The sequence below is a fragment of the Mesotoga infera genome (assembly GCA_011045915.1).
Lineage (GTDB): Bacteria > Thermotogota > Thermotogae > Petrotogales > Kosmotogaceae > Mesotoga > Mesotoga infera_D.
Map to the genome: position 1 here is coordinate 1 of DSBT01000230.1, position 2,135 is coordinate 2,135.

Genomic DNA, 2,135 nt, shown 5'->3' on the forward strand with positions numbered 1-2,135 from the left:
ATTTCCAAGGACGCAAATCCCGCCTGGAGCAATGGATAGAGAAAGCACTCTGGCAGTCTCTTCTTCATCGGCTCCAATCTCTTCGATATGATCCGGATAAGCGTTCGTGATGACGGTAATGTCTGCTTCGACGATTCTCATGCTTGAAAGCTGCATCTCGGGCTTAATAGCCATGCATTCCACGACCAACGCGTTGCAGCCGTCCCTCTCCGACTTCTTCAAGGCGAGGAATTGCTCCTGTATGTTTGCAGGACCATGACGCACCACTTCGACATGTCTCCCGTCGGGGGTTATCCATAGAGGAACAGTCCCCGTCGTCTTGCCCAGCACGCTGAAGCCGTTTGCTTTGAGGGCCGCGTGAATCAGTCTTACTGTCTCGCTCTTGCCTCTGGTTCCGTTCACTTGAACAGCAATTTTCAGTCGCTTCCTTCTCTTTCTCGAGAGAATATTCTCAATCACGAGAAAGAGCAAGAGGACCGACAATGCGAGTAGAGCAAGCAGTAAGTTTGTCATTTCTTAATCATCCTTCCCGCGACAACGCAGAGGATCATAAGGAATAGAAAGGTCAAAGTCAGAAGCAACGAATAACTATCGACAAAATACACTCCGCTGATTCCCGGTTCCGGAAGAGGAACGGGATCGATCGGAATGCCATTCTCCATTGCGAGATCTCTGATGTTCAGCAGATGAATCACGGGCACACCGAGCTCCGCAAACTCGAAAATCAGTCCCCTTTCATCGCCCTCAGGTATCGAAGAGAACGAAGTCAAAACACCGTTATCCAGGCTGAGAGCTAGAAGGCTGTTGCCGAAGTTTGTGCTTGCTCCCCCGACGTTGACGAAGACAGAAGGCAGTCCGGCCGACTTCTCAAGATAGAGCTCAAGTCTCTTTTCAATGCTTGCTTGAAGAGGTTCTTCATATATGAATGTCTTTCCGCTGGATAATGCGATCTCCATCATCAGTTCACGAGCTTTCGGGAAAAACATCCCGCTTGCCGTATCGTAATTACCGCCCAGAGAGACTGCGATCAGGCTGTCTTTAAGCAGCCCCAGCTCTACAAGTCTTTCCAGCATCGTAACGAAGGTAAACTCCGGGTGTGTTGCGCCGTGCTCTGAAGCGCCAATCGAGTAAATCACAAGCGGTTCAAGTTCGAGAACCTCGCAAGCGCAAAGAGTGGCAAGAAGAAGCGCGGGGAAGGAACCGCTCGCCCCGATAGCTACGGGGTCGCCTCTCTTGAGATCGAGTTCTTCGAAGTACTTCACCAGGAGAGCCGCAAAGTCAGGATTGGTAGAGGTTCTCTTCGCCTGCAGATTTCCCAGAGTAGTTGTCAACTCCGTGAATTCCGGTCCAATGAGCCCGGTCAGATTCGGGTCGACCGACGGGTCGATCTCTATGCCCAGAGATTGCCGAAAACTTGAAAGTTCAGCTATTGAGGATTCCATGAGACTAGCCGCGGACAGCTGAGCAGAGAAGTGGGGAGATTCGATCCTCTTCATTGAAAGACTGACGATGAAGAAGCCCGCTACACCGACGACAACGCCGAGCAATAACCACTTGAGAGAAATATGAACTCGATTGAAAGGGACTCTACCCACAGTATGAAAGTGTTTCAAATTAACTCCTCTAATCTATTAGCTAACAGTTAGAACCCTTATTATCGCTAGAACCACTCCCGTTATCCCTTCGCCCCCGAGAAGTCCAGATGATACTATCATGCCGGTCTCCTTCGATTCTGGCTTGATCTTGCCGACAATCAAGCTGACAACGCCTCCGACGAATGCTGCGGTAGATATCTCCATAGGGAGGTACATGCCAATTCCAAGCGTCATCCCCGGCAGTCTCATCAGATAGATCAGGATCCCGATCATCAAGCCGAATAAAAAGGCCGGAGTATTTGGAAGACCACCGACCATTGTGGAAACTGCGTACGCTTGCGGCGCGGGGAGCTCCGTTCCCGGGCCCATTGTACCATAGGCTCTGAACATAATAAAGAGAACGATTACCGAGACCACAGCGCCAATGACTCCGCCGACCGTCTCGGCAACGATCTGAGCCCTGGGGTTGGTCCTCAAAAGGTAACCGGATTTGAAGTCGTTCAGTACATCGCCCGCGAGGCCGCAAGCGACTGCCACTAC

3 protein-coding genes are annotated in these 2,135 nt (G+C 51.1%); all 3 read right to left on the reverse strand.

Translation table 11 applies throughout. The features are described 5' to 3' along the window. Positions 1 to 513: poly-gamma-glutamate synthase PgsB (locus ENN47_07965; protein ID HDP78103.1), on the reverse strand; the 513-nt coding region annotated here is incomplete at its 3' end. After that, the gene (gene pgsW, locus ENN47_07970; protein ID HDP78104.1) at positions 510 to 1,613 is read right to left on the reverse strand and encodes a poly-gamma-glutamate system protein; all 1,104 of its coding nucleotides are present in this window, start codon (positions 1,611 to 1,613) and stop codon (positions 510 to 512) included. The genes pgsW and ENN47_07965, both read right to left, overlap by 4 nt. Positions 1,614 to 1,631: 18 nt before the next feature. Then, the coding region (locus tag ENN47_07975) for a peptide transporter (GenBank protein ID HDP78105.1) at positions 1,632 to 2,135 on the reverse strand (504 nt) is incomplete at its 5' end.